This window comes from Janibacter sp. Soil728 (genome assembly GCF_001428305.1).
In the GTDB taxonomy this organism is placed as follows: Bacteria; Actinomycetota; Actinomycetes; order Actinomycetales; family Dermatophilaceae; genus Janibacter.
Genome location: NZ_LMRZ01000003.1, coordinates 204,734 through 224,051 on the forward strand (window position 1 = coordinate 204,734; position 19,318 = coordinate 224,051).

Annotated in this window: 16 protein-coding genes and 2 riboswitches; of the genes, 3 read left to right on the plus strand and 13 right to left on the minus strand. The window is 71.1% G+C overall.

Features of this window, described 5'->3' with window-relative positions:
* Position 1: 1 nt before the first annotated feature.
* From metX to ASG73_RS05235, 4 genes are all read right to left on the minus strand, one after another.
* Positions 2 to 1,162, minus strand: coding sequence for a homoserine O-acetyltransferase MetX (gene metX, locus ASG73_RS05220; protein WP_055992721.1), 1,161 nt, complete (start codon positions 1,160 to 1,162; stop codon positions 2 to 4).
* Positions 1,163 to 1,175: 13 nt separating this feature from the next.
* Positions 1,176 to 1,285: riboswitch (SAM riboswitch) on the minus strand.
* A gap of 62 nt (positions 1,286 to 1,347) precedes the next feature.
* The gene (locus tag ASG73_RS05225) at positions 1,348 to 2,415 is read right to left on the minus strand and encodes a DUF4192 domain-containing protein (protein WP_055991919.1); all 1,068 of its coding nucleotides are present in this window, start codon (positions 2,413 to 2,415) and stop codon (positions 1,348 to 1,350) included.
* 86 nt (positions 2,416 to 2,501) lie between these two features.
* On the minus strand, positions 2,502 to 2,924 hold the full coding sequence (locus ASG73_RS05230) for a YkvA family protein (RefSeq protein ID WP_055991922.1): 423 nt from the start codon (positions 2,922 to 2,924) through the stop codon (positions 2,502 to 2,504).
* A 181-nt stretch (positions 2,925 to 3,105) separates the two neighbouring features.
* The gene (locus tag ASG73_RS05235; protein WP_055991925.1) at positions 3,106 to 3,846 is read right to left on the minus strand and encodes an EcsC family protein; all 741 of its coding nucleotides are present in this window, start codon (positions 3,844 to 3,846) and stop codon (positions 3,106 to 3,108) included.
* A gap of 115 nt (positions 3,847 to 3,961) precedes the next feature.
* Here ASG73_RS05235 and ASG73_RS05240 point away from each other — a divergent pair, with 115 nt between their 5' ends.
* Entirely contained in the window at positions 3,962 to 5,638 is a 1,677-nt protein-coding gene (locus tag ASG73_RS05240) for a DNA polymerase (RefSeq protein ID WP_055991928.1), read from the plus strand.
* Here ASG73_RS05240 and ASG73_RS05245 read toward each other — a convergent pair.
* From ASG73_RS05245 to ASG73_RS05280, 8 genes are all read right to left on the minus strand, one after another.
* A complete protein-coding gene (locus ASG73_RS05245) occupies positions 5,635 to 6,546 on the minus strand; it encodes a PAC2 family protein (RefSeq protein ID WP_082567023.1) in 912 nt (303 codons plus the stop codon). The genes ASG73_RS05240 and ASG73_RS05245 overlap by 4 nt on opposite strands.
* A gap of 67 nt (positions 6,547 to 6,613) precedes the next feature.
* The gene (gene hrpA / locus ASG73_RS05250; RefSeq protein WP_055991934.1) at positions 6,614 to 10,435 is read right to left on the minus strand and encodes an ATP-dependent RNA helicase HrpA; all 3,822 of its coding nucleotides are present in this window, start codon (positions 10,433 to 10,435) and stop codon (positions 6,614 to 6,616) included.
* A 68-nt stretch (positions 10,436 to 10,503) separates the two neighbouring features.
* Entirely contained in the window at positions 10,504 to 11,766 is a 1,263-nt protein-coding gene (locus ASG73_RS05255; protein WP_055991937.1) for a GNAT family N-acetyltransferase, read from the minus strand.
* Between the two features lie 52 nt (positions 11,767 to 11,818).
* Positions 11,819 to 13,066 (minus strand): hypothetical protein, encoded by a 1,248-nt coding sequence (locus tag ASG73_RS05260; RefSeq protein ID WP_055991940.1) that lies wholly within the window; start codon positions 13,064 to 13,066, stop codon positions 11,819 to 11,821.
* Positions 13,066 to 13,368, minus strand: coding sequence for a hypothetical protein (locus ASG73_RS05265; RefSeq protein WP_156466147.1), 303 nt, complete (start codon positions 13,366 to 13,368; stop codon positions 13,066 to 13,068). Before ASG73_RS05265 ends, ASG73_RS05260 begins: the two co-directional genes overlap by 1 nt.
* A gap of 147 nt (positions 13,369 to 13,515) precedes the next feature.
* Entirely contained in the window at positions 13,516 to 14,835 is a 1,320-nt protein-coding gene (locus tag ASG73_RS05270; RefSeq protein WP_055991946.1) for a bifunctional o-acetylhomoserine/o-acetylserine sulfhydrylase, read from the minus strand.
* Positions 14,836 to 14,853: 18 nt separating this feature from the next.
* A riboswitch (SAM riboswitch) is annotated at positions 14,854 to 14,966 on the minus strand.
* A 47-nt stretch (positions 14,967 to 15,013) separates the two neighbouring features.
* Complete coding sequence (locus ASG73_RS05275) at positions 15,014 to 15,427, minus strand: hypothetical protein (RefSeq protein ID WP_055991949.1); 414 nt, start codon at positions 15,425 to 15,427, stop codon at positions 15,014 to 15,016.
* A complete protein-coding gene (locus tag ASG73_RS05280; protein ID WP_082567024.1) occupies positions 15,414 to 15,782 on the minus strand; it encodes a hypothetical protein in 369 nt (122 codons plus the stop codon). Before ASG73_RS05280 ends, ASG73_RS05275 begins: the two co-directional genes overlap by 14 nt.
* Positions 15,783 to 15,823: 41 nt before the next feature.
* Between ASG73_RS05280 and ASG73_RS05285 the strand changes: the two genes are divergently transcribed.
* On the plus strand, positions 15,824 to 17,296 hold the full coding sequence (locus ASG73_RS05285) for a carboxyl transferase domain-containing protein (RefSeq protein ID WP_055991954.1): 1,473 nt from the start codon (positions 15,824 to 15,826) through the stop codon (positions 17,294 to 17,296).
* Here the strand turns inward: ASG73_RS05285 and ASG73_RS05290 are convergent.
* Positions 17,293 to 17,730, minus strand: a complete 438-nt coding sequence (locus tag ASG73_RS05290) for a hypothetical protein (RefSeq protein WP_156466148.1) — start codon at positions 17,728 to 17,730, stop codon at positions 17,293 to 17,295. The two genes, ASG73_RS05285 and ASG73_RS05290, sit on opposite strands and share 4 nt — an antisense overlap.
* A 158-nt stretch (positions 17,731 to 17,888) precedes the next feature.
* On the opposite strand from ASG73_RS05290, the gene ASG73_RS05295 reads away from it, so the two are divergent.
* Complete coding sequence (locus ASG73_RS05295; RefSeq protein WP_055991960.1) at positions 17,889 to 19,262, plus strand: L-serine ammonia-lyase; 1,374 nt, start codon at positions 17,889 to 17,891, stop codon at positions 19,260 to 19,262.
* Positions 19,263 to 19,318 lie beyond the last annotated feature (56 nt).

The following is a 19,318-nucleotide window of genomic DNA, read 5'->3' on the forward strand; positions in this document are numbered from 1 at the left end:
CTCACTCCGCCTCCACCGTGTCGGGCGGGCCCACGCCCGAGACGGCCTCGCGCAGCAGCATGGCCACCTGGTCGACCTCGGTGAGGAAGCCGTCGTGCCCGACCCTCGAGCTGATCGTGGCCAGCTCGGCGCCGAGGTGGGCCTGCGCCACCTCGTGCGACAGCCGCGGCGGGTAGAGCCGGTCGGAGTCGACGGGGACGAGCACGAGACGACCGGCGAAGGGAGCCAGTGCCGCGGTCAGCCCACCTCGCCCTCGACCGATGTCGTGGGAGTTCATCGCCTCCGAGAGCACGATGTAGGAGTTGGCGTCGAAGCGCCCGGCGAGCTTGCCGCCGTGGTGGTCGAGGTAGCTCTCGATCGCGTAGCGCGGCCGGCCGTCCTCCCCCGGGACCTCGTCCTGCTCGTCGCGACCGAAGCGCTCGTGCAGCTCGAGCTCGCTGCGGTAGGTGACGTGGGCGATGCGCCGCGCGATCCCCAGCCCGACCTCGGGGCCGTGCGGGTTGTCGTAGTAGTCGCCGCCGGCGAACCACGGGTCATTGCGGATCGCGAGGATCTGGGTCTGGCTCCAGGCGATCTGCTCCGCCGTCGCGTACCCGCTGGAGGCCAGCGCCACCGCGGTCCGCACGCGGTCGGGGAAGGACGCGACCCACTCGAGCGTGCGCATGCCGCCCATGGACCCGCCGACGACGGTGTGCCACTGGGCGATCCCCAGGGCGTCGGCCAGTCGCGCCTCTGCGGCGACCTGATCACGGATCGTGACGCGAGGGAAGCGGCTGCCCCAGGGGCGACCGTCGGCGGCAGATGTCCCCGGACCCGTGCTCCCCTGGCAGCCACCCAGGACGTTGACCGCCACGACGAAGTACTCGTCGGTGTCGAGCAGCGCTCCGGGCCCGACGAGGTCGGGCCACCAGCCGACCGTGGGATGGCCCGGACCGGACGGGCCGACGACATGGCTGTCTCCGGTGAGCGCGTGCTCGACGAGGACGGCGTTGTCGCGGGCCGGGTTGAGCGCGCCCCAGGTCTCGTAGGCGAGTACGACGTCGGGCAGGTGGTCGCCGGACTCGAGGGTGAGATCACCGATCGCCTGGAAGATGCGGTCGCCGGGCGGGTCGCCGTCGCGCCACAGCGCGGTGCCCGTGGGGGGTGTGGTGGTAACACTCATCAGGATGACTCCCGGCTCGCCTTGCCACATCACTGCGATGCAGCCTGGTCATCACCCGGGGCACCCCGTCGCGAGGAGGGTTGCCGGCCAGCGAGCCGGGGCTTGACGCTGGCGCTCATGACCTGGCAACCATGCTAGCCGCAGGAGCAGCCCTCGATCGAGCCCGGTCCGGTGTGCGGACCGACTCAGGCAGCCGAGTCCGGCACGGCCCCGGGCCCGGTCAGCTCCCACGGACGCACTCCCTCGGACAGCAGGCTGAGCAGCAGGTCCGACAGACGGTGCCCGGGCTCGACCTCGAGGGCACGCTCGAGGCAGATCCCGGCGACGGTCCCGTCACCGGTCCACCACGCGAGGAGCGCCGTGACGGCGAGGAGCGAAGGGGTCAGCTCCACTGGCACGAGTCGCGTCAGCTCACCCAGGCGCAGCCGCACGGCCATCAGGTCCTCCTGGTGCTGGCCGCGGGGCGTGCCCGGTCCCGCCCAGGTGCACCGGGAGCAGGCGCGACGGGCCCGGGCGATGTGCGGAGCGGACAAGGCCGAGCACGGCATGGTGCCGGGGCACAGGACGGCCAGGAGCGCGTCTCGCCAGTCGACGTCGAGCACGGACGCAGCCAGGAGGTGCAGCTCGTCATCGCCCAGGTCGGCCACGGCGAGCGCCTCGCGGGAGGGGTCGAGGACCCGTCCCCAGGCGTGCGCGACCGCATCGTCGTCGGCCGGCATGCCCGACGGGTGCCGCGCTGTGGCCACGGCTGCGGCGCGCAGCTCGTCGCGCTCGGGCAGCGCGCCCCTGACGAGGTGGTCGCGGCTCGGCAGCGGGTACACCCCGGCGTGCACGAAGGGAGCGACCGCCGGGACGTCCTCCGGCGGCGGCAAAGGGCGCACGATCGTCGGCCCGCGCTGACCGGCCAGGTGGCCGTGACCGTCCCGGACGACGAGCTGCAGATCGACCTCGAGGGCCACCTGGTCGGCGGCAGCGGTGAGTGCCTCCGCGAGCGGCACGGACTGCCCTGCGTCGTCCTCGAAGGCGATGAGCAGGATGCTCGTCGCACCCTCACGCACGGCGACCGACAGGGCGTGGCGGGCGCTGTGGAGACAGTCGTCCGGGTCCGCTGGCAGGTCATGGCGTTGCAGCATGCCGAAGCGAGCACCGTGCATCACGACGAGGACGATGGACGGGCCCGGGTGGTACCCGAGCTGGTACGGGAGCACGACAGCGAGCTCGAGCGGGTTGCGTGGTCTGGCGATGGTTGTCATGCAACGAATCTGGCCCCTGCCGAGGTGCTCGGCTGGGGCCAGATCTTTGCTGTGCAGGGCCCTTGTGGCGACCCCTGGGCTGTGGATCAGTCAGGCACGACGTACGACGGGATGGGCTGCTCCCACTGGGCGTGGGCCGACGGCTGCTGCGTCTGCTGGGCGGTCCACTCCTCGCGCGCGGCCATCCCGTGCTCCCAGGCGATGAAGTCCTCGGTCTCGCGCACGAGCGTGGCCGCGACCCAGCCCATGACCATCACGTCATCGACGAGGCCGAGCACGAGGAAGAGCCCCTCGGGCACCACATCGATGGGCGAGACGATGTATCCGACACCTGCGAGCAGCATGAGCAGGCGGCCCGAGGAGAGCCCGTGGTACTCCCCCGAGCGCACGGCGCGGATCATCCGTGGCACGGCGCGCAGACGCTGCCACAGGCTGGGCCCACCGGGGCGGGCAGCCGTGCGGACGGCCGACGCGAGGTGGGCGGCGTTGCGGATGCGGTGTGTGGCCATGGACATCTCCTGACGCTCGGGCGCTCCCGGTCCGGGCGCGCTCCCGCATGACCCAACGTAGCGCGCCCGTCCGGGATTCCCCACGGCCAGGCAGCCGCTCCGGTCACTCCCGGGAGGCGACTCTCTCGTCGGGCGCGCCCCCGTGTCAGCGCGAAGGGCGCCGTCGTCCTGACGAGCGCCCTCAGGCCCCGGGCGTGTTCGTGATCGCGCGCGGGAACTCCTTGCGCACGTGCTCCGCCAGCTGCCGCATCAGCCACACGTCCATCCCGGCGCCGACGGCGCCGCCGACGACGGGGACGGCCTTGCCGAACCGGGCGAAGACGCCCTTGCCTGCCGAGGAGAGGATCCGGAAGCCGACGGCCTTGTTGACGACCATCAGGGCGGGCCCGGGCAGCCGCTGGGCGGCCAGCCCGGCCAGCCGCCCGGTGGGCGCGACCATGCCGGCCTTGGCGAGCAGGTCCTGGGCATCGGCACCGACGAGGCTGAGCAGCACCGCGGAGCGGATCTCGGGCTGCGTGAGGTCGTGGCCACGCAGTGCGGCGACGGACGCGGACATGCGCGTCGCGAGGACGTAGAAGCCCAGGACATTGGCGGGCAGGGCGACGATCATCGTCGCAAAGCCACCGAGGTTGGTGACGAAGCCGGCCGCCCCGGCGAGCTTGAGGTGGTCGGAGACGACCTCGTCGACGGCCTTGTCCACGTCACCCGCGTGCTTGGCGCGGGCCTTGTCGGCGACCTTGGCCGCGGAGTCGAAGGGCCCGCGTCCGTCGATGCCGGTGTCGAGCAGGTTTTCGACGAGCTTGAGCGACGACGACGCGAGCGCGCCCTCGTTCTTCGGGTCCTTGGCCTGCTCCAAGGCGGTGCGCGTGTCCTTGACCTGCTTCTTGCGGCCGAATCCGAGACGATCGGAGATGAATCCCATGTGCCGTCCTCTCTCCTGATGCAGTGGTGGTCCTGGCGGGCATCCTGTCACGGCAGACGGGCGCCTCGCGTCCTCACGACCGGAGCGTCGGTGCTCCCCGGTAGCCTCACGCAACGTGGGTGCAGCCGAGCCGGGAGCCGTCGTCGTCGGAGTCGACGGCGTGGGCGCCCTGCTGCCCCCGCAGGGCCCCGCAGTGCTGACACGGGACCTCCCTTCGCTCATCGCCGCTCTCTCCCCCGGGACCCGCTATGTCACCTGGTCGGCCACGTCGGTCGCTCCCCTGATCGCCGCCGGCGCCGCCCTCGACCGCACCTGGGACCTCGCGGAGGTCCACCGACTCGTCCACGGAGGTTGGGCGGCGGGGCCCGAGCGGACCTGGGCCGCCGTCCACGGCCTGGACCCCTCGGCCGCGCCGAGCGCGCCGAGCGGCGACCTCTTCGACCTCCTCGCCGACGAGGTGCCCCCCGAGCAGCTGGTCCTCGACGACGGGTACCTGCGCGCCGATGCCGTCACGGGGGCCTGGCTGACGACGCCGCAGCGGTGCGCGGCCTTCGCCGAGGCGGCTCGGCAGGTCGCCACCGCACAGCACGAAGGGATGAGCGCCCGCGGTCCTCGCGTGCTCGCCACCGCGTACGCCGAGTCAGCGGCCGCGGTGCTCTGCGTCGAGCTCGAGCAGGGCGGTCTGCCGATCGACCGGGACACCGCGAGAGCGTTGGTCGCGGACGCGGCCGGCGACGAGCCGCACACGATCGAGGAGGAGCTGGCCTCCCGGGTGACCCGCGACGCGCCGGTCCTCGCGGCGCTGCCCGGCACGGGCCACGTCGACCTGCGCAACCCCGCCCAGGTCAAGGCGATGCTCGCCCGCGCCGGCATCGACGTGCCCTCCACCCGCAAGTGGGTCCTGGAGGCCCATGTCAGCACGCACCCCGTCGTCCCGGCCCTCCTCGAGTGGCGCAAGCGCGAGCGGATCGCCACGACCTACGGCTGGCGGTGGCTGCGCGAGCACGTGGGCACCGACGACCGCCTGCGCGGCGCATGGGCGGCCTGCGACGGGGCCGCCGGCCGGATGACTGCCCAGGCGGGCCTGCACAACCTCCCTTCAGAGCTGCGACCCGCGGTCGCCGCCGACGACGGGTACGTCCTCGTGCGCGCCGACCTCGGGCAGGTCGAGCCGCGGGTGCTCGCTGCGGTCTCCCGGGACGAGGCCTTCGCGGCGGCCACGCGGGAGGACGACCTCTATGCCCCCGTCGCGGCGCGGTTGGGCGTCGAACGGCCGGTGGCCAAGATCGCGGTCCTCGCCGCGATGTACGGCCAGCGGTCGGGACCGGCGGCCGAGGCACTCAAGGGCCTGGAGCGTGAGTACCCGGTCGCCATGGCCCACCTGCAGCGCGCTCAGGACCGCGGACGGCGTGGTGAGCCGGTGCGCACCTTCGGCGGTCGGCTCGTGCGTACCGACTTCGGAGTGGGTGGCCTCGACGACGAGGGCCGCGACGGGCTGGCTGCCTCTCGCGGGCGCTTTGCCCGCAATGCCGTCATCCAGGGGTCGGCGGCCGAGCTCTTCAAGGCCTGGGCCGCGACGGTGCGCGTGGCCGTGCGCCCTCTCGGCGGCCGGATCGTGCTCTGCCTGCACGACGAGCTGCTCGTCCACGTGCCGCAGGAGCACGCGGACGAGGCGGCTGCCGTGGTGGACCGCGTGCTCACCGACGCCGCACGACGCTGGCTCGGCGGCGAGCAGGTGCGCTTCGTCTCCGACACCTCGATCGTGCGGCGCTGGTCGGAGGCGAAGGACTAGGGGTTGTCGGTCTCGTCGACCGTGCGCAGGAAGTCCTCGAAGTCGGCGCCGATCTCGTCGGCGGACGGGAGGTCATCCCCTTCGCCAGCGAGCAGGCTGGGCCGCTCGAGCCCGCGCAGGTGGACGTCGTACTGACGCTCGAGCGCCTGCACGGCCTCCTTGACCTCCTCGTTCTCCTCGACCTCGCGCTCGATCTGCAGCCGGCCCTCGCCCGCTGCCTCGGCGAGCGCGTCGTTGGGCAGGTTGAGCCCGGTGACGTCGACGATGGCGTTGAGCGCGGTGAGCGCGGCGTCGTGGAAGGTCGACTGCGCCAGGTAGTGGGGCACGTGGATGCTGAAGCCGACGGCGTCGCGGGAGGACTCCCCCAACCGCATCTCGAGCAGCGCCGCGAGGGAGGCCGGGACCTGCACCGTGCCGAAGACCGGCTTGTGATCACCGATGAGGCGCTCGTCGGAGCCGTGGACGGTCATGCCGACCGGGCGCGTGTGCGGGACGGCCATCGGGATGCCGTGGGCGTGCACCGCGATCGAGATGCCGATCTCGTCCATGAGGCTGGTGACCGCGTCGATGACCGCCTCCCACCGGAAGTCCGGCTCGGGACCGGTGAGGATGTAGTACGTCTGACCGTCCCGGTCGAGCAGGTGGTACAGGATCAGGGCGGGGTCGTTGTAGTCCGTGTACCGGTTGGCGTCGAAGGTGATGACGGGTCGTCGGCTGCGGTAGTCGATGAGCGAGTCCACGTCGAACGATGCGACGACGCTCGCGTCGCTCGCCTCGAGGAGGTGGTCGACGAGCAGCCGCTGGGCCATGCCCGCGTCGAAGAAGCCGTCGAAGGCCACGATCATCGGCCCGGGCTGGAGCAGCGCGGGGTCGGTGTCGGCCTCGTAACGGTAGAGACGCTCGGTCACGTCAGGACCTCCTGGTCGGTGAAGCATTCATTGTGGCAACGACCGGGGCGATCCGGCCATTCCCCCCTCAGGTCGAGACGGCGGCGATGGCGGATCGCACCCGCTTGGCCGAGACCGAGCGCGCCGTCCCGATGGACTGCGCGAAGAGCGAGATCCGCAGCTCCTCGATCATCCACCCGATGTCCACGACGTCCGGTGAGCGTCTGCGCAGGGGTGGCAGCTTGTCGAGGAGGTCGGCGTAGGCGCCTTCGACCCCGTCGACGGCCTCCTGGTGGGTGGCATCGCGTCGCGGGTTCTCGGCCGCACGCTCCAGACGAAGGGAGATCCCCCGCAGGTAGCGCCGCAGGTCCGGCAGCCGCTCCAGCCCGGTGTCGGCGATGAAGCCGGGGCGCACCAGCCCGTCGAGCTGGGCCCGCACGTCGGCGACGGTGACGCCGAGCGCGGGAGCGCTCATCCGGGCCAGCAGCGCGAGGACCTCGGTGCGCTGCGCGAGGACCGGCTCGACCTCGGAGACGGCCGTCAGCACCCGCTGCGCGACGTGGGTGCGAGTGGCAGCGAGTGCCCGGTCGAAGTCGGCGCGCGTGCGCACCGCCCCGGTGACGTGCTGCAGGACGATGTCGTCGACGGCGGCCGCGAGGGCGTCGTCGAGGAGCTTCGGGACGGAGCCGTGGGGGTTGTCCGCGAGCGCCAGCTTCTGCGCATTGGTCAGCCGCGCGAGCACCCGCTTCCACGGCGGGCTGGTGCTCAGCAGGAGGAGGCGGCGCACGCCGGAGCGGTGGGCGGCGATCGCCTGCTGCTCGTCCGGCAGCACGCGGACGGCGACGCTGCTCCCTTCGTCCACGAGGGCCGGGTACCCGATGACGGTGTGCTTGCCGGTCCTCGTGGTGAAGGTGCTCGGCAGCTCGTCGAGGTCCCACGTCGTCAGGCCGGTGCGCTCGATGGAGGCGCCGGCGCGTGACATGCCCTGCTGGACGTGCCCGGCGAGGCTCTCCCGCAGGGCTTCGAGGTCCTTGCCATGGCCCAGGCGGCGTCGGCGGTCGTCCTCGACGGTGAAGCTGACCCGCAGGTGGTCGGGCACCTTGGCCCAGTCCCACTCCCCCTCGTCGATGCGGATGCCACCGCGCCGGCCGAGCACTGTCGACAGCTGCGAGGTGATCGTCGTCCCGGCCTCGGCGTCGAGCTCGGCCAGCGCTGCCCGGGCGTGGTCGGGCGCGGGGACGAGATGGCGGCGGGTCGCCTTGGGCAGCGACTTGATGAGCGCGGTCACCAGGTCGGCGCGCAACCCGGGCACCTGCCAGTCGAAGCCGTCGACGGTCAGTCGGTTGAGCACGGCGACGGGCACGTGCACGGTGACACCGTCGTCCTCGGTGCCGGGCTCGAACTGGTAGGTGACGGCCAGCTCCAGCCCGTCGGTGCGCCAGCGCCGCGGGTAGTCCCGCTGGTCGACCTGGGCCGCGTCGTCGCGGGTCAGGAGGTCCTCGGTGAGGGTGAGCAGGTCGGGCTGCTCCCGGCGGGCGGACTTCCACCACGAGTCGAAGTGCGCGCCGGACACGACGTCGGCGGGGATCCGCGCGTCGTAGAAGGCGATGACGTCCTCGTCGTCGACGAGCAGGTCGCGGCGGCGGGCCCGCTCCTCGAGCTGCTCGAGTCGACGGATCAGCTTGCGGTTGGCGGCGAGGAACTCGTGCCGGCCCTCCCACTCCCCCTCGAGCAGCGCGTGCCGGATGAAGAGCTCGCGGCTGACGACGGGGTCGATCCTGCCGTAGGACACCGATCGGCCGACGACGAGCGGAACACCGAAGAGGGTGACCCGCTCGGTCGCCATGACGGACGCCGCCTTCTTGCTCCACCGCGGCTCGGAGTAGGTGCGCTTGACGAGGTGGGCCCCCGCCCGCTCGGCCCACACCGGGTCGATGCGGGCCGACGAGCGCGCCCACAGTCGCGAGGTCTCGACGAGCTCACCTGCCATGACGAAGGGGGGTTGCCGCTTGAAGTTCGTGGTGCCGGGTTGGATCGAGAAGCGCGCTCCGCGCGCTCCGAGGTAGTCGCGCTTGTCCTCGTCGCGCAGACCGATGTGGCTGAGCAGACCGGTGAGCAGCGCCTGGTGGATCCGGTCCCAGTCGGGCTCGGCATCCTCGGCCGAGGTGCGCTGCCTGGTGTCGATCTTGTGCTGCTTGGCGGCGCGCACGAGCTGGGAGTGCAGGTCCTGCCACTCACGGATCCGTAGGAAGTGCAGGTACTCGCGCTTGCACATCCGGCGGAAGGCGCTGCCGGACAATGTCTTCTGCTGTTCCTTGAGATAGACCCACAGGTGCCACCAGCTGGCGAAGTCCGAGCCCTCCTGGCGGAATCGGGCATGCTGCTGGTCGGCCTGGGGCCGCTTGTCGACCGGTCGCTCGCGCGGGTCCTGGATCGACATGGCGGAGATGATGACGAGGACCTCGGTGGTGCAGCCGAGCGTGTCGGCCTCGATGAGCATCCGCCCAAGCCGCGGGTCGACGGGCAGGCGCGCGAGCGTCTTGCCGGTGGGGGTGAGCCGACGACCACCGCCACGGCGTCCTCCCTTCGCCTGCGTGGTCTCGCGGGCGGCCGCGGTCTCGGTGTCGAAGGCCTGCAGCTCCTGCAGCAGGCGGACTCCGTCGGTGATCTGGCGGGAGTCCGGCGGCTCGAGGAAGGGGAAGCGCGCCACGTCGCCGAGGCCGAGCGAGGTCATCTGGAGGATGACGCTCGCGAGGTTGGTGCGCAGGATCTCGGGGTCGGTGAACTCAGGACGTGACTCGTAGTCCTCCTGCGAGTACAGGCGGATGCAGATGCCTTCGGCGATGCGACCGCACCGGCCGGCACGCTGGTTGGCGGAGGCCTGCGAGACGCGCTCGATGGGTAGGCGCTGGACCTTGGTCCGTTGGCTGTACCTGGAGATGCGGGCGGTGCCGACGTCGATGACGTAGCGGATCCCCGGGACGGTCAGGGAGGTCTCGGCGACGTTGGTGGACAACACGATTCGCCGTCCTGAGTGCCGCGCGAAGACGCGGTGCTGCTCGGCCGCGGACAGGCGGGCGTAGAGCGGGATGATCTCGGTGTCGGGCAGCTGCATCGAGGTCAGGGCCTCTTGCGCGTCGCGGATCTCTCGCTCCCCGGAGAGGAAGACGAGCGTGTCGCGAGGGCCGCCGTCGTCGGGCTCGGTCCACAGCTCCTCGACGGCCTTGCAGATGCCGGTCACCTGGTCGCCGTCACCGTCGTCCTCCTCGTCGTCACCGAGTGGCCGGTACCGCACCTCGACCGGGTAGGTGCGACCCGAGACCTCGATGATCGGCGCGGGCTCGCCGTCGGGTCCGGCGAAGTGCGCGGCGAAGCGCTCCGGGTCGATCGTGGCGGAGGTGATGACGACCTTGAGGTCGGGGCGGCGCGGAAGCAGCTGCTTGAGGTACCCGAGGATGAAGTCGATGTTGAGCGAGCGCTCGTGCGCCTCGTCGATGATGATCGTGTCGTAGCGGCGCAGGTCGCGGTCGCGTTGCATCTCGTTGAGCAGGATGCCGTCGGTCATGACCTTGACGCGGGTGTCGGCGCTGCTGTGGTCGGCGAAGCGCACCTGGTAACCGATGAGCCCCCCGAGCTCGCCCCGCAGCTCCTCGGCGATCCGCTCCGCGACCGCGCGGGCGGCGATGCGGCGGGGCTGGGTGTGACCGATCTGGCCGGTGCGTCCGCGCCCGATCTCGAGCGCGATCTTGGGCAGCTGGGTCGTCTTGCCCGACCCGGTCTCCCCCGCGACGATGACGACCTGATGGTCGCGCATCGCTGCTGCGATGTCGTCCCTGCGCGCGACGACCGGCAGGTCCTGCGGGTAGTACAGCTCCTCCGCGGGGATGGCTTCGCGAAGGGGGGTGGGCATGGCGGTCAGGATACGTGCCCACCTCTCCTCGCTCCCCGAGGAGGTTGCGCAGCAACCGTCTCGAGGGGTCAGAAGTCGATGGTCCCGACGGGGCCGAGCGGCGTGCGCAGCGCGGCGTCGAGGGCCGCGACCGCGGCGGTCTCGCCGGTCACGTAGCCGGCGGCGGCCCGAGCCGCGATCGACTGCCCGCCGAGCCAGACCGCGCCGAGGTCACCGATGTCGAGGCTGACCGCGGCAGCGTCGTCGGTGCGGCTCAGCCGGCCGATGCCGTCGCGCGCGGTCCAGCGCCACCGCCCCGCCTGCTCGGTGAGGATCTCGTCGCGCACCTGCACGACGACGTCGACGTCCACCGCGTGACCACGCTCGGCGACGGCGGTCGGCAGGTCGACGAGACGGACCCACAGGTTGTCGGCCACGCCGCTGACGCTCATCGACCGGAGCGACGGCTGCCAGAGGGCGAGGACGTCGTCGGGTGCGACCCAGTACTCGGTGCTGCCCATCAGGTCGAGGTCGACAAGCCGCTCGGCCAGTGCGAGGCGTGCCCCCGCGTCCACCGACAGGAGGAAGAAGACCCCAACCTTGCCCGCAGCGCTGCCGTCGTCCCACTTGGGCGTGCGGTGGAAGTACGCGCACCCGACGTCCCGGCCGTCGCGGGTCGCCCACAGCAGCCGCGCCGGCTCTCGCTCGCCGCGGCTCTCCGGGGTGTCGGTGAGCAGCCGCTGGTTGTCCTCGGCGCTGCGCACGAGGTGCCCTGGCAGGGTGGTTGCGCACGCGCGCGCGAGGGCGTGCCATCGCTCGCCCTGGTCCGGGCTCGCCGTCGTGGTCCTCAAGGTGGTGACCTCGGCGACATCGCGGACCGACTGCGGCGCAGCGAACTTCGTCCCCCGCGCGAAGCTCGACATCAGCTCGGAGCTGGCGACGCCGTAGCCGAACCGGCCGTAGATCCCCGGCTCGGACGCCTTGAGCACGGAGATGGACCGCCCCTGCTCGTCCCTGGTCCACCGCAGGTGGTGCGCCATCATCGCGCCGAGCACGCCCCGCCGTCGGTGGTCGGGGTGCACCCCCACCCAGGTCAGGCCCTCTGCGGGGCGAAGGGAGGCGCCCCCCTTCGCCGCCGGGACCGACAGCTCGACGTCCCACGAGCCCGCGATGCCCGCCGGCTCGCCGTCACGGGTGGCGACGAAGCCGGCCCGTCGTGGGGTGTCGCGCAACGCATCCGCCCGCGGCACCCGGCCCGATGCGGACCAGACGAGCTCGTCGAGGTCGAGGATCTGCTGGACGGCTGCGTCGTCGGCGGGATCGATGCGGGTGACGTGGATGTCGGAGGGCATGCCGTCACGCTCGCACCCGGCCGAGGGCGCCGCAACGGAGTTTTGGCAGCGTTCACGGGATCGGACTCGCGACCGGCCGCGTCGTCAGGTCATCGACCGCTGCATCCCGGCGCTGCTGGTCGGCCACCTTCCGACGCTCGGCGGCCTCCTCCTGCTGCTGTCGGGCCGTGCGCTCCGAGGAGGTCTCGGTGAGCCGGTCGTAGCTCTCCTTGTGCTTCTTGACGGCGGCGACCTGCTCGACAGTGTGGTTCGTCGCCCTCACCGAGTACTTGATGACCACGCCACCCTTGCGCACCCGGCCCGAGCCGGCGACCGCCGCCCAGTCGGTCGCGAAGTCGTCGATGAGCCGGGCACCGGACTTCTGCGCCACGATGTCGCTGACCTTGTCCTTCAGCCAGACCTTCGACGTGGCCACCTGGTGTCTCGCGGATACCTTGGCATTGGCCACGATCCGCTTGCGTGCGATGGGGTTCGTGGACTTGTCGGCTGCCTTGATCCCCCGGAGATGCTCTGCACGGCCACTCGCGCGGAAGGTGTTCTTGGCGGCCACCCTCTTGCTCACGGGGAGGGCTGTGTTCAGGCCCGCGAGGAGGGTGCTCGCACCGACGTCCTTGTAGCTGCCCTCGCCGTACACGACGCGGCGACCGAGCTTGCCGACGGGATCTCCCACGCCGAGGACGGACATCGGCCTGAAGACGGGGAGCCAGTCGACGACCGGGTTGTGGACCAGTGAGCTGGTGCCCACCCGGCTCGACTTCTCGAAGGCGTTGTAGGCCCTCGGGTCGGTCAGGTCCGGCGCCACGTCACCCAGCCGGGTCGCCACGGCCCGCTCGTCGACACTGGCCTCCTCGGCCTCACGGGTGAACTCGCGCTTGTTGGTCTGTCGCGCGTTGCTTGCCGCCCGGTACTCCCGGTCCACCCTCGCGTACTGCGGGTCCTCGGGCGTCATCGTCGCCAGCGTCGCCTTGCGGTCCTGCGAGGTCGTGACGTTGGCGTCGTAGCGGGCACGGATGCGCGTGAGCGCGGCCTGGCTCGTCTCGAGCCGCTCCGCGTACGGACGGATGATCCGCTCGGTCCCGGCCAGCCGGTTGGCGATGGCCACGAGGTCGTCAGGGGTCGCGCCGACCTCGGCGTCGAAGGTGGTCCCCGCGCAGGAGTCCCACACCCCCTTCGTCGAGACCGTGCGCAGCATCGCGGCCACCGTGTGGATGTTGGCGGCAACGGTCTTCAGCTCGTCGGCCTCCGCACGGATCATGACGGGGTCGCCCTCCTCGATGGTCCCCGGGTCGTAGAGAGCCATCAGAGGATCCCCCGATTGCGCTGGTCGACGAGGTCCTCGGTGTCGACGTACCAGGACCCGGCGTCCTTGGCCAGGCGGGCGAGCTCGCGCAGCTGCTTGCACACCCGCGTGCGCTCCAGCTCGTAGTCCCCGAGCGCTTCCTCGTACGCGTTGGTGCCCTCCCAGCTCGGGAAGCCGAAGGTCTCCACGAGGTCGTTGTTGGCCTTGGCCGCCTTCTCCTCCAGGTAGTCGGCGATGCTGGACAGCTGCCGCCCCAACCCCTCGATGCCCGCGCTGTCGATCGATATGCGTTGTCCGCCCATGCCCCGAACGCTACGAAAGAACGCCGCTGGGCCCGTGGAGATTTCCACAGGCCCAGCGGCGCGGACCCTTCGAGACGGTTGCTTCGCAACCTCCTCAGGGAGCGAGGAGGATCAGGCCTTCGCAACGTCCTCAGGGAGCGAGGAGGATCAGGCCTTCGCGGCGGCGAAGCCCTCCTCGAGGTCGGCGATGATGTCCTTGGTGTCCTCGAGACCGACCGACAGACGCACCAGGCCGGGGGTGACGCCGGCAGCGAGCCGGTCCTCCTCCGGACCCTGCGAGTGGGTCGTCGACGCGGGGTGGATGACGAGCGAGCGCACGTCGCCGATGTTGGCCAGGTGGCTGTGCAGCGTCAGACCCTCGACGAACTTCTTGCCCGCCTCGAGACCACCGGAGATCTCGAAGGAGATGACCGAGCCGGCCCCCTTCGGCGTGTACTTCTGCGCGGTGTCGTAGCTGGCGCTGGTCGGCAGCGAGGCCCAGGTGACCTTGTCGACCTGCGCGTGACCACCGAGGAACTCGGCGATCTTCGCGGTGTTGGACAGGTGACGGTCCATCCGCAGCGAGAGGGTCTCGATGCCCTGCCCGATGAGGAAGGCGTTGAAGGGCGAGATCGCCGGACCGAGGTCGCGCAGCAGCTGCACGCGGGCCTTGAGGATGAAGGAGAGGTTGGCGCCCATGACGCCGTTGATCCCCAGGTCCGGGCCGTAGCGCAGGCCGTGGTAGCCCGGGTCCGGCTCGTTGTAGTTGGGGAACTTCTCCGGGTCGGCCGCGTAGTCGAACTTCCCTGCGTCGACGATGACACCGGCGATCGAGTTGCCGTGGCCACCGAGGAACTTGGTCGCGGCGTGCACGACGATGTCGGCGCCGTGCTCGATCGGGCGCAGCACGTAGGGCGTGGCGATCGTGTTGTCCACGACCAGCGGGACACCGGCGGCGTGGGCGGCATCGGCGATGGCGGCGATGTCCAGGACGATGTCCTTGGGGTTGCCGATGGTCTCGCCGAAGAAGGCCTTGGTGTTGGGCTTGACCGCGGCCTTCCACTGCTCGATGTCGTGCGGGTCCTCGACGAGCGTGACCTCGATACCGTACTTGGGCAGGGTGTGCTGCAGGAGGTTGACCGTGCCGCCGTAGAGCGCGGCGCTGGCGACGATGTGGTCACCGGCCTCGGCGAGGTTCATCAGCGCGAGGGTGGTCGCGGACATGCCGGAGGCGGTCATCAGGGCCGCGATGCCACCCTCGAGCGCCGCGATCTTCTGCTCGACCGCGTCCTGGGTCGGGTTCATGATCCGCGTGTAGATGTTGCCGAGCTCCTTGAGCCCGAAGAGGTTGGCGGCGTGCTCGGTGTCCTTGAAGACGTACGACGTCGTCTGGTAGATCGGCAGGTTGCGGGCGCCCGTGGTCGGGTCGGGGGCCTGGCCGGCGTGGATCTGCTTCGTCTCGAAGCTCCACGTGGACTGATCGGTCATGGGTTCACTCCTGTGCATGGTGCGCGCTTGACCGTGACGGACGCCACGGACCGGGTCGTCTCCCGGGGCACCCCACCGCGGAGGAGGGTTGCCGGCCAGCAAGCCGGGGCTGTGCGCTGGCGCTCAAGACCTGCTCCGATGATAGGAAATCAGCCGCGGGCCACCAGCCCTGTCTCACCTAGCGGGCGGAGTGTCCAGATCGTGCACGGTGGATCCACCACAGGCCGACGAAGGGGAGGACCAGCGGCAGGTAGCCGTAGCCGGACCCGAAGTGGGACCAGACGGTCTTGTCCGGGAAGAGGTCCGGTTGCAGATAGGACAGCGTGCCCACCGTGAGGACGCCGACGGCCTCCACGAGGATCGCCCCGGTCGCCACGCGGGCGCCGGAGGCTCCCCCCTTCGCCAGGGCAACGGTCGCGACGATGTAGACCACGGCCGCGAGCGCCGAGAGCACGTACGCCAGCGGCGCCCGGTCGAGGTACTCGGTGATCTGCAGGACCGAGCGGCCCGTCGCGGCGAGCGCGAGGACGCCGTAGACGGCGACGACGATGCGGCCCGGCCCGGTGCCGGTGCTGACCTCAGGCGGGGCCACTGGTCTGCCAGATCTGCAGGATGCGGTAGGTCATGACGCCCACGGTGAAGGCGCCGGCGATGACGACGCCCATCGCCCAGCGGGTCTTCTCCTTCAGGGCGATGAAGACGACGATCGGCGGCAGGATCGGCAGGGTGAGGGCGTAGGCGAGCATCGTCGCGCCCTCCCCCGTGCCGGTGATCTGCCGGTGGACGACCGCGGTCACGACCGCGAGCACGATCAGGCCGAGCTCGACGACGGCGGTCACGAGGAGCAGCCCGTCGTCGACGAAGCGGTCGATCGCGAGGTACCCCAGGGCGATGAGCCCGAGTACGGCGACGGCGATCATCACGAAGGTGGTCAGGGGCACAAGCACCGGGCAAGGTTACCCAGCCTCCGCGGTGGGAGCATCACGGCATGAGTACGTCGCGTCCTGGTGCCCAGCAGCTCATCGCCTCCGTGGTCGATGCCGACAGCTTTGTCTCGTGGGACGAGCCCCTCGACCTGGGCGGGCTCGACGAGACCTACCGCGCGACGATGGCCAAGGCCGCCGAGCGCGCTGGCACCGACGAGTCGATCCTCACCGGAGCGGCCAGCATCCGCGGCCACGAGGTCGCCCTCATCGTCGGCGAGTTCCGCTTCCTCGGTGGCTCGATCGGCCGGGCAGCCGCCGGTCGGATCGTCTCCGCCATCCGCCGGGCGACCACCGAGCGCCTCCCCCTCGTGGCGGCGACCGCCAGCGGTGGCACGCGGATGCAGGAGGGCACGCCGGCCTTCATGACGATGGTCGACATCTCGGCGGCGGTCGTCGCGCACAAGGCTGCCGGGCTGCCGTATCTCGTCTACCTGCGCCACCCCACGACCGGCGGCGTCTTCGCGTCGTGGGGCTCGCTCGGTCACATGACGATCGCCGAGCCGGGAGCGCTCATCGGCTTCCTCGGCCCGGTCGTCTACGAGACGGTCAACGGCGTGCCCTTCCCCGAAGGGGTCCAGCTCGCGGAGAACCTCGTGGACAAGGGCATCGTCGACGCCGTCGTGCCGGTCGAGGGACTGGCCGACATCGCGGCCCGCGCCTTGACCCTGCTGTCCGCGACGACCGAAGGGAGCACTGCCGACCCGTCGGACCACCCCGCCTGGCCGGTCGCCCCCTTCGTCTCCCGCCCGGAGCCGAGCGAGCAGGAGATCGCCGAGCTGTGGTCGGCGATCGAGACGACGCGAAGGGAGGACCGTCCCGGCGTGCGCGAGCTGCTCAGGCACGCCGCCGACGACGTCATCCCGCTCAACGGCACCGGGTTCGGCGAGTCCGACAAGGGCGTGATGCTGGCCCTGACGTCCTTCGGCGGGCGTCCCTGCGTGCTCGTGGGCCAGGACCGTCGCTACCAGGTGTCGGAGTCGATGGGTCCGGCAGCGCTGCGTGAAGCCCGACGCGGCATGCGCATGGCGAGCGAGCTCGGGCTGCCGCTGGTCACCGTCATCGACACCCCCGGGGCGGACCTCTCCCCGCGCGCGGAGGAAGGCGCGCTGGCCGGTGAGATCGCCCGGTGCATCGCGGACATGACCTCACTGACGGTGCCGAGCGTCTCGGTGCTGCTCGGGGAGGGCACCGGCGGTGGGGCCCTCGCCCTGCTGCCCGCCCGTCGGGTCATCGCGGCCGGCAATGGCTGGCTCTCGCCGCTGCCGCCGGAGGGGGCGAGCGCCATCCTCTTCAAGGACACCGTCCATGCTCCGCTGCTCGCTGCCCGTCAGCGGGTCGGCGCCCGGCAGATGCTCGAGGACGGGCTGGTCGACGTCATCGTGCCGGAGTCCCCGGCCGCCCACGAGGACCCGCAAGCCTTCGCCGTCGCGATCGGGTCGGCGATCACCGCCGAGATCGAGGGTCTGCTGCTCTAGGCCGGCATGGACAGCTGGTCCCACCTGGGCATCTCGGCGACCGCGTGGGCGGTGGCCAGGTAGGTGCCGAGCAGCGGCACCCCGTGATCACGACACCCGGCGATGGCTGCCGCGTGCCACGCACGGGCCTCGTCGTCCGGGGCGTGCCCGAGGGGCCGGCCGATGGCGACGACCACCCCGCCCAGGCGCTCGGCGAACTGCCCGACGACGAGGTCGAAGGGCCGCTGGTACTCCCCCGGTTCGGGTCCGACGATGTCCAGGTCGGTGATCGAGATCGGTTGGATCATCCGCAGGGTGTCGTCGCACAGCAGGATGCTCAGACACCCCGTGGCTCGGTCGCTCTCACGCACGACGAGATCGATGACGTCGGCCGTCAGGCGCGGGTCGGTGAGGGGTCGGGTGGGCCAGTCGTGGGGCAGGTCCTTGTAGGTCATGGCATCGAGGATGGCCCGATCTCGCAGACGCGCCGCGGGCTTTTCCACAGGGTGCGAATCCCCTCGACCCGGGTGGGTAGTGTGATCTGTGGCACGACGCCCCACCCAGCGCGTCCGCCGTTCCGTGCGCCCACCCCCAGCACCCAGGAGAGCCACCCGTGGCACTGAGCGTCTTCGACCTTTTTTCGATCGGCATCGGGCCTTCGAGCTCGCACACCGTCGGCCCCATGCGCGCCGCGGTGCTCTTCGCGGAGGGGTTGCGCGACGAGCGCCTGCTCCCGGACGTGCGTCGGGTCAAGGCCGAGCTCTTCGGGTCCCTGGGCGCGACCGGTCACGGCCACGGCTCCAACACCGCGGTCCTCCTGGGCCTGTCCGGCGAGCGCCCTGAGCTGTGCGACCCGCGCTCCGTCACGGGCAAGCTCGAGCGGATCCGTGGTGCCCGACGCGTGAGCATCCTGGGCGAGCACGAGATCGACTTCGTCGAGGACGACGACCTGGTGCTGCACCGGCGCAAGTCGCTGCCCCTGCACCCCAACGGCATGACCTTCACCGCGTGGGGCGAGGGCGAGGAGCCGATCAGCAGCCACACCTACTACTCGGTCGGTGGCGGCTTCGTCGTCGGCGAGGACGCCTCCGGGTCGACCAAGATCGTCGCGGACACCACGCCCGTCGCCCACGCCTTCACCACCGGTGACCAGCTCCTCGCGATCTGTCGTGAGACCGGCCTGTCGATCGCCCAGGTGATGATGGACAACGAGAAGTCCTGGCGCACCGAGGACGAGGTCCGCAGCGAGCTGCTGCACATCTGGTCGGTCATGGTCGAGTGCATCGACAACGGCACCCGCACAGAGGGCGTCCTGCCCGGCGGGCTCAAGGTCCGCCGCCGCGCACCCCAGCTGAACCAGCGTCTGCGGTCAGAGGGCGACAGCACCGACCCCCTGCGCGGCATGGACTGGCTGACGCTCTACGCGCTGGCCGTCAACGAGGAGAATGCCGCCGGTGGCCGGGTCGTCACGGCTCCCACCAACGGAGCGGCCGGCATCATCCCCGCGGTCCTGCGCTACTACGTCGACTTCGTCCCGGGCGCCGACGACGACGGCATCATCCGCTTCCTGCTCACCGCCGCCGCGATCGGCGTGATCTACAAGGAGAATGCGTCGATCTCCGGCGCCGAGGTCGGCTGCCAGGGCGAGGTCGGGTCGGCCTGCTCGATGGCTGCTGGTGCCATGGCCGCCGTCATGGGCGGCAGCCCGGGTCAGGTGGAGAATGCCGCCGAGATCGGCATGGAGCACAACCTGGGGCTGACCTGCGACCCGGTGGGCGGCCTCGTGCAGATCCCCTGCATCGAGCGCAATGCCGTGGCCTCGGTCAAGGCGATCACTGCCGCCCGGACCGCCATGCGCGGCGACGGCTCGCACGTCGTCTCCCTCGACAAGGTCGTCAAGACCATGCGTGAGACCGGACGAGACATGAAGGTGAAGTACAAGGAGACCGCCCGCGGCGGTCTCGCGGTCAACGTCATCGAGTGCTGAGCGTCCGCTCCCTTCGCCGGGCATGACGAAGGCGCCGGGCATGACGAAGGCGCCGT